The following is a 6,973-nucleotide window of genomic DNA, read 5'->3' as shown; positions in this document are numbered from 1 at the left end:
GAATACCTCTCGGACAATATCCCGAAAGGAATGCCTGCCAAGTTAATTGGCATCAAAGTGGACCAAGGTCGTTCAATGTTGGCGGTGAAGGACATCAAAATAGGAGAGAGTAAACAAAGTTACAACCTGGTCTACCAACCCAAAAGCCTGAAAGAAATCCAAAAAGTATTGGAAAGTATCAACTAGTCTGGCCTTTTTCAAAAAAACCTGCTCTTGTACCTTAAATTTCCTCTGAAAAAACCTAATATTGACAGGTCATGTCAGCACAGGGCTGGGGAGGCAAACTAACTCCTAGTCTTGTGCTAAAATCAGGTCGCGCGTGAAAGATTTTTCTAAAAAAGTAGCGGTCATAACCGGAGCTGGTTCCGGAATGGGCCGGGAATTAGCCCTTCAGCTTGCTGCTGCAGGAGCGAGTGTTGTGCTTAACGATTGGAATGAAGAAACCTTGCAAGAAACAGTTCAGCTGGTTGAAGCTCAAGGTGGGACAGTAGCCGGACGCCCTTTTAGTGTAGCCGATCGAACTGCAATGTACCATTTCGCTCAGGAAACAGTGAACCGCTTCGGCGGGGTTGACATCGTCATCAACAATGCAGGGATTTCCCTCCTACAGCAAAAAATTGAAAGTACCTCCTACGAGCTCTTTGAAAAAGTGATCAACATCAATATGTGGGGGGTAATTTATGGTTCCAAGGCCTTCATCCCTTTTTTGAGGGAAAGGCCCGAAGCTGCATTGGTCAATGTGTCCAGCATTTTTGGCATTGCCGCATACCCCGATCAAGGTGCCTATGTAACAGCAAAATTTGCCGTGCGTGGCTTTACCGAAGTACTGCGTCAAGAACTGGCCAAAACGAGTGTTAGTGTAACCTGTGTACACCCTGGAGGTATCAAAACCAATATCATCCGCAACATTGATACCCAGCAAACCGCACGGCTCAATAAATTTTCAGACGTCTTCGACCGCATGGCCAAAACCAGCGCCGCTGATGCTGCCAAACGCATCATCAAAGGAATTGAGCGCAAGGAAAAACGCGTTTTGATTGGCAAAGACGCCCGCTACATGGACAGCATTGCCCGCTTGATGCCCGGCAATTACGAGGATACGATTATGAAGGGGTACGACATTGAAAAATTCCAATAATTTCCCAAGCAAATGGAGACCATTACCGCCAACCAAATAAACATCCAGGCTCTTTTTGAAAAACAACAAAAATATGCACCCGAGTTAGCCAACTCCAGTGCTTCCGAGCGCATCGCCCGCCTGAACCGCCTGATCCGGTTTATGGATGACGAACAGGAAATGCAGGGATTAAAAGACGCAATGTATCAGGATTTCCGCAAAGCCGAGGTAGAAGTGATGTTGTCGGAAATCTCCGTAGCAAAAAGCCATGCCTTACACGCCCGGCGTGAATTGCGCCGTTGGATGCGGCCCCATAAAGTTCCTACCCCAATAACGTTGGTGGGCACTACTTCCTACATCGAATATGAAGCCAAAGGAGTGAGTTTGATCATTTCCCCCTGGAATTACCCTTTTAATCTCACCTTTTCCCCTCTCGTTTATGCGATTGCCGCCGGGAATACGGCCATCATCAAACCTTCAGAAATGACGCCATATACCTCGGCGTTTATGGCGAAGGCAATTAAAAAATTGTTCTCCGAAGAGGAAGTGGCCTTGCTGGAAGGGGATGCAAGTTTGGCTACGGCTTTGTTGGAACTCCCTTTTGACCACATTTTTTTCACAGGTAGTCCACAAATTGGCAAAATCATTATGGCCGCTGCCGCCAAAAATCTGGCTTCGGTGACACTGGAACTAGGTGGAAAATCTCCAGCCATTCTAGACACCTCCGCCTCCATTGAAGCCTTGAGTTACAACCTGGCCTGGGGCAAATGCCTCAACAATGGCCAAACTTGTATAGCCCCCGATTACGTCCTGGTGCACGAGTCCAAAATGGATGCTTTTGCCAATGCTTACGAAAAATCCTTAAAGCGCCTTTATACCGATTTATCAAGCCTGGAAAGCAATCCTGATTATTGCCGGATTGTCAACCATCGGCATTACCAGCGTTTGCGGCGCTTGTACGATGATGCCATCAGCAAAGGTGCAGTAGAAATCCTGGGCGGTACCTGGAACGAGGCTGAACTTTTTGTGCCCCCGACTCTCCTGGGCAACATCAACGACGACATGGAGATCATGGATGAAGAAATATTTGGGCCTATCCTGCCCGTTTTGCCTTTTTCAAGCCAGGAAGAGGTCGTTCAAATCATCCGCAAACGGCCAAAGCCACTCTCCTTGTACATCGGTGCCCGCAATCGACGCTTTATCAACTACATCATGGCCAATACTTCGGCGGGGGGTACAGTAATCAATGACTACATGTTGGGTTTTGGCAACCCGAATTTACCTTTTGGTGGAGTGAACAACAGTGGAATAGGCAAGTACATGGGTTTTCACGGTTTCGTGGCTTTTTCGAATGAAAAGGCGGTGGTGAAGCGGAATTTTGGAACACTGAGTGTATTGTTTCCGCCCTATACGCCAAAGGTGAGGGCATTGATGGCATTTGTGCAGAAACGCTTGTTGTAGGGCTACACATAAGGATTTGCACCAAAGCAACATTTTTTTTATCACAAAGGAAAAAAAGAGGACACAAAGAACACAAAGTTAGACGTTGACAACGCTTCGCTTTGTGTCCTTTGTGTCCTTTTTTTTCCTTTGTGATATTATTTTTGGCATTAAGTCAGGCAAGAGGCCTTACACCCTTCATTAAACTGGCAAATAGGGCTTCCCTCCCGTCACTTCCCGCGAAATCACAATCCGCTGCACTTCCGAAGTCCCCTCATAAATCTGGGTAATCTTCGCATCTCGCATCAAGCGCTCCACGTGGTATTCTTTGACAAAACCATAGCCACCGTGTACTTGCACTGCTTCTACGCTATGGCGCATGGCCACTTCTGAAGCGTACAATTTGGCCATTGCGCTGGCTGCGCTGTAGTCCAGTCCCTGGTCTTTGAGCCAGGCTGCCCGGTAAACCATCAATTTTGCCGCTTCAATTTCGGTGGCCATATCGGCCAATTTGAAAGCAACGGCCTGGTGTTGGTTGATAGGTTTGCCAAATGCAGTGCGTTGTTTGGAGTATTCCAGGGCCAGTTCGTAGGCACCACCGGCAATGCCCAGGGCTTGGGCGGCAATGCCGATGCGGCCACCCGCCAAGCTTTTCATGGCAAACTTGAAACCAAAACCATCATCACCAATCCGGTTTTCCTTTGGCACTTTGACATCCGTATACATAATGGTGTGGGTATCTGACGAACGGATGCCCAGTTTATCTTCTTTGGCCCCGATGGCTACACCGGGCATACTGGTTTCTACAATCAGACAATTGATACCTTTGGAGCCTTTCTCCGGGTGGGTTTGGGCCATCACCAGGTGCAATTTGGAAGTGCCACCATTGGTGATCCAGTTTTTGGTACCGTTAAGCAGGTAGTGGTCGCCCATATCCACTGCGGTGGTGCGCTGACTGGTGGCATCGCTGCCCGCTTCGGGTTCGGAGAGGCAGAAGGAGCCGATCCATTCACCGCTGGCCAATTTGGGCAGGTATTTGGCTTTTTGTTCAGCGCTTCCAAAGGTTTCAATGCCCCAGCAAACCAGGGAATTGTTGACCGACATGATCACCGAACAGGAGTTGTCTATTTTGGAAATTTCTTCCATGGCGAGTACGTAGGACAGGGAATCCATCCCTCCGCCACCGTATTCCGGCGAAACCATCATGCCTAAAAAGCCCAACTCGCCCATCTTTTTGATTTGCTCGTACGGGTACTCCATTTTGGAATCGCGTTCGATGACGCCGGGCTTCAATTCTTTTTGGGCAAAATCACGGGCTGCGGCCTGAACGGCCAAGTGCTCTTCGGACAAATGAAAGTTCATCGTCAATTGATTTGATGGCGGGTACTGGCAATCCCGGTACCCGCTATTTGGTCTGGTTAAGGTTGAGGCTAAAAAACACAGATTGGTTCGTTGTACCAGAATTTCCAGCACAAACGAAAGAATTGGCGAATTTACGCTAAATTTTGGAAAGTGGGTAGCGAATTTACGCTAAATTATGGATGTGGCATTGAATAACCCCTCACGGCGCCCCCCGCAACCTTTCCCCCTTGATCGCTTTCGCCATCAAATCGGGAAATGCATCCGGCGTACAGGCAAAGGTAGGAATCTCTAACTGTGTAAACTGCGTAGCAATATGATGGTCATACATCGGTGCGCCCTTGTCGTTCAAGGCAAGCAGGGCAATCAAATTAACCCCTGTGGCCTTAATTTCTGCGGCCTGGCGGAGCAGGTCCTCCTGCGGTCCGCCTTCCATCAAATCTGAAATCAGTACCATAATCGTATGCCTCGGTTGGCGAATGTGTTGGCGGGCATAACGCAGGGCCTTACTGATGTGGGTACCGCCGCCGAGCTGGGTGGCAAACAGCAAGTCTACGACATCGTGCAAGTGTTCACTGAGGTCGACCACACTGGTATCAAATACGATGAAACGGGTGGTGATGCTGGGCATGGAAGCCATGATCGAGCCCACAATCCCTGCATACACCACCGATGCCGCCATGGAGCCACTTTGGTCCACCAGCAGGATGAGGTCCTTCATTTTGGGTTGGCGGCGGCCGAAGCCCCAAAGTTTTTCAGGGATGATGCTGTGGTATTCTGCTTGGTAGTGCTTCAGGTTGGCGCGGATGGTACGGTGCCAATCGATGGCGTTGGGCTTGGGGCGGCGGGAACGAGCAACCCGACTGAGGCTGCCCTGGATGGCATTTTGCAGGGGTTGGCGCAGTTTTTTTTCCAGTTCTTTCACCACCTTACGAATGACCTCGCGGGCAGTTTCGCGGGTTTGGGCGGGCAATACTTTTTTCAAACTCAGCAAGGTGCTGACCAAATGTACATCGGCTTGTAAGGTTTCCAACAATTCGGGCTGCAACAACATCTGGTGCAAACGCAAACGCTCCAGGGCGTCTTTTTGCATCAATTGCACTACGGGAGCAGGAAAATACTTGCGGATATCCCCCAACCAACGGGTAACATTGGGCGAGGAACTGCCCAGTCCACGCTCGCGTTCGCTGTCGTACAAGGCGTCCAGGACTTTGTCCATACCCTGCTCTTCCTCCCCTAGCCCAATGCTATCTTTAGGGTCAGCATTTTGTCCGAGTACCAGTCGCCAGCGTTTGAGTTGTTCTTCTTTGTCCATATTTTGCTAATCACTACCAAAAATGAAAAAAAATCCTGATTTTGGCATTTAATAAAAATTGGGCAGCAAAAATAGCGCCCCAAAACCACGTCAGAGTGAAGCAAGAAGAAGCCTGGAAAGATACTGAAAAGGATCAGCACAAGGCATTAAAGTCAATTTCGCCCTACCGCATCATCATCCCCGCCTTACTCGGCCTTGCCGGGGTATTTTATATGTTGTGGCGCAATTTTGATCCTGAAGAATTCAAACGCATCCAATGGACCGGGCATGTTTATTTTTGGATCGGGATAGGCGCTTTGACGGTCTTGATTCGAGACTTGTCCTATGCCTTTCGCTTGCGGGCTTTGACCAATAAAGAGCTTTCCTGGTGGAAATGCATCGAGATTGTGATCATTTGGGAGTTTAGCTCGGCGGTTTCACCATCTGCGTTGGGCGGCTCAGCGGTAGCCTTTTTTATCTTGTCGCAGGAAAAACTTTCAGTAGCCCGCACCGTGACCATTGTGACTTATACAATTGTATTGGATGCCCTATTCATGCTGTGTACCTTACCCATTTTATTCCTGGTTTTTGGATTTGACATTTTGCGACCAGGTGCGCAGTCTTTTGGCGATTTGGGGCAGTGGGGGTATTTGGCCCTGGGGTTCTACATTTTTATGATCGTGTACTCCATCATTTTCGCCTACGGCATTTTTTGGGGCCCTCAGCAGATGAAACGATTGTTGGGTTGGGCTACGAATAACCGTTTGCTGCGGCGATTTCATCAAGGAGCCATTAAATTGGGCGAGGATTTGGTCACCGCATCCAAAGGACTAAAAGAGCAAGGCTGGCGCGTACACCTCCAGGCAGTGGTAGGAACCTTGCTGGCCTGGATTTTCCGCTTTTTGCTGATCAGTTGTTTGGTTATTGCTTTCACCCCCGAGTTGCCCTTGACTCTGGGCTTTCAGACGGAGTTGTATGCCCGGCTCCAAACCATGTTTTTTGTGATCATGTTCAGTCCGACTCCGGGTGGAGCGGGGATCATCGAATTGGCTTTTAACGGCTTCCTGACCGATTATGTGCAAAGCAATACGCACGCCACCGTTATTTCGACGATCTGGCGTTTGATGTCCTATTATTTGTACCTGACTGCGGGGGCGCTAGTGGTGCCGAACTGGATTAGAGAGGTTTTTCAGGGAAAAAGGGAGAAAGAAGCGGAACAACATCCAGATTAATCCCTGAGAGATTTTATCATCGTAAATATCCCCCGGTACTCCTCTTTAATGTTGGCCAAATTCAGCCAACGTTTGTAAAGCATTTTATACCCATTTTTCACATAAAAATCCAGATTGTACGCATTGCTATCCATCACCCGCAACCACAAATATTCCGCCTTGGCCAGCCGAGCCTGTTGATCCGCAAATTCCATCAATAATTTCCCAACACCCTTACCCTTTGCTGCTTCACTCAGATAAATTTTATCCAGTGAGACTGCATTGCTAATTGGTGTATCAGGAACTGGAGCCTCAAAAATAAGCTTCAAATACCCAGCAATGCTACCATCCTCCAGCTTTGCAAAATAATAACAGTGTTGAGGTTTGGCCAAATGTTGTTCCAAGACCTCCAGATTGTTGATGTTGGCCAAATAAGCCGCTCCCTCATCGTGCCAGAGGTACCGAAAATAAGGCAAATAGGTTTCTTCCACCACCCTTTGCAGGGTTAAAATGTCTTGGGGTAAAACCCGTTCTATCCGTACCATAACGCAA

The 6,973-nt window shown here is 48.6% G+C and carries 7 protein-coding genes; 4 read left to right on the top strand and 3 right to left on the bottom strand.

Annotated elements, in window-relative coordinates:
* The 3 genes from SFV55_RS24520 to SFV55_RS24510 all read left to right on the top strand — a co-directional run.
* A partial coding sequence (locus SFV55_RS24520) for a hypothetical protein (protein ID WP_320032211.1) occupies positions 1 to 186 on the top strand: 186 nt, incomplete at its 5' end.
* A 133-nt stretch (positions 187 to 319) separates the two neighbouring features.
* A complete protein-coding gene (locus SFV55_RS24515) occupies positions 320 to 1,138 on the top strand; it encodes an SDR family NAD(P)-dependent oxidoreductase (RefSeq protein ID WP_320032210.1) in 819 nt (272 codons plus the stop codon).
* Between the two features lie 12 nt (positions 1,139 to 1,150).
* Positions 1,151 to 2,578 (top strand): aldehyde dehydrogenase family protein, encoded by a 1,428-nt coding sequence (locus tag SFV55_RS24510; protein WP_320032209.1) that lies wholly within the window; start codon positions 1,151 to 1,153, stop codon positions 2,576 to 2,578.
* A 180-nt stretch (positions 2,579 to 2,758) separates the two neighbouring features.
* Here SFV55_RS24510 and SFV55_RS24505 read toward each other — a convergent pair whose 3' ends face one another.
* Both SFV55_RS24505 and SFV55_RS24500 read right to left on the bottom strand, forming a co-directional pair.
* Positions 2,759 to 3,919, bottom strand: a complete 1,161-nt coding sequence (locus SFV55_RS24505; protein WP_320032208.1) for an acyl-CoA dehydrogenase — start codon at positions 3,917 to 3,919, stop codon at positions 2,759 to 2,761.
* A 199-nt stretch (positions 3,920 to 4,118) separates the two neighbouring features.
* The gene (locus SFV55_RS24500) at positions 4,119 to 5,231 is read right to left on the bottom strand and encodes a VWA domain-containing protein (RefSeq protein ID WP_320032207.1); all 1,113 of its coding nucleotides are present in this window, start codon (positions 5,229 to 5,231) and stop codon (positions 4,119 to 4,121) included.
* A gap of 95 nt (positions 5,232 to 5,326) precedes the next feature.
* Here SFV55_RS24500 and SFV55_RS24495 point away from each other — a divergent pair, with 95 nt between their 5' ends.
* Positions 5,327 to 6,442: a lysylphosphatidylglycerol synthase transmembrane domain-containing protein gene (locus tag SFV55_RS24495; protein ID WP_320032206.1), complete on the top strand. Its 1,116-nt coding sequence runs from the start codon at positions 5,327 to 5,329 to the stop codon at positions 6,440 to 6,442.
* Here the strand turns inward: SFV55_RS24495 and SFV55_RS24490 are convergent.
* The gene (locus tag SFV55_RS24490) at positions 6,439 to 6,966 is read right to left on the bottom strand and encodes a GNAT family N-acetyltransferase (RefSeq protein WP_320032205.1); all 528 of its coding nucleotides are present in this window, start codon (positions 6,964 to 6,966) and stop codon (positions 6,439 to 6,441) included. The genes SFV55_RS24495 and SFV55_RS24490 overlap by 4 nt on opposite strands.
* Between the last annotated feature and the right edge of the window lie 7 nt (positions 6,967 to 6,973).

Source organism: Haliscomenobacter sp. (assembly GCF_033763495.1).
Lineage (GTDB): Bacteria > Bacteroidota > Bacteroidia > Chitinophagales > Saprospiraceae > Haliscomenobacter.
This window is presented reverse-complemented; position numbering and strand designations above follow the sequence as displayed.

What these genes read in the sequence shown, in the direction of transcription:
- SFV55_RS24500 (WP_320032207.1), bottom strand. Translation starts at nt 5,231, where the DNA reads ATGGACAAAGAAGAACAACTCAAACGCTGGCGACTGGTACTCGGACAA.
- SFV55_RS24510 (WP_320032209.1), top strand. Translation starts at nt 1,151, where the DNA reads ATGGAGACCATTACCGCCAACCAAATAAACATCCAGGCTCTTTTTGAA.
- SFV55_RS24490 (WP_320032205.1), bottom strand. Translation starts at nt 6,966, where the DNA reads ATGGTACGGATAGAACGGGTTTTACCCCAAGACATTTTAACCCTGCAA.
- SFV55_RS24505 (WP_320032208.1), bottom strand. Translation starts at nt 3,919, where the DNA reads ATGAACTTTCATTTGTCCGAAGAGCACTTGGCCGTTCAGGCCGCAGCC.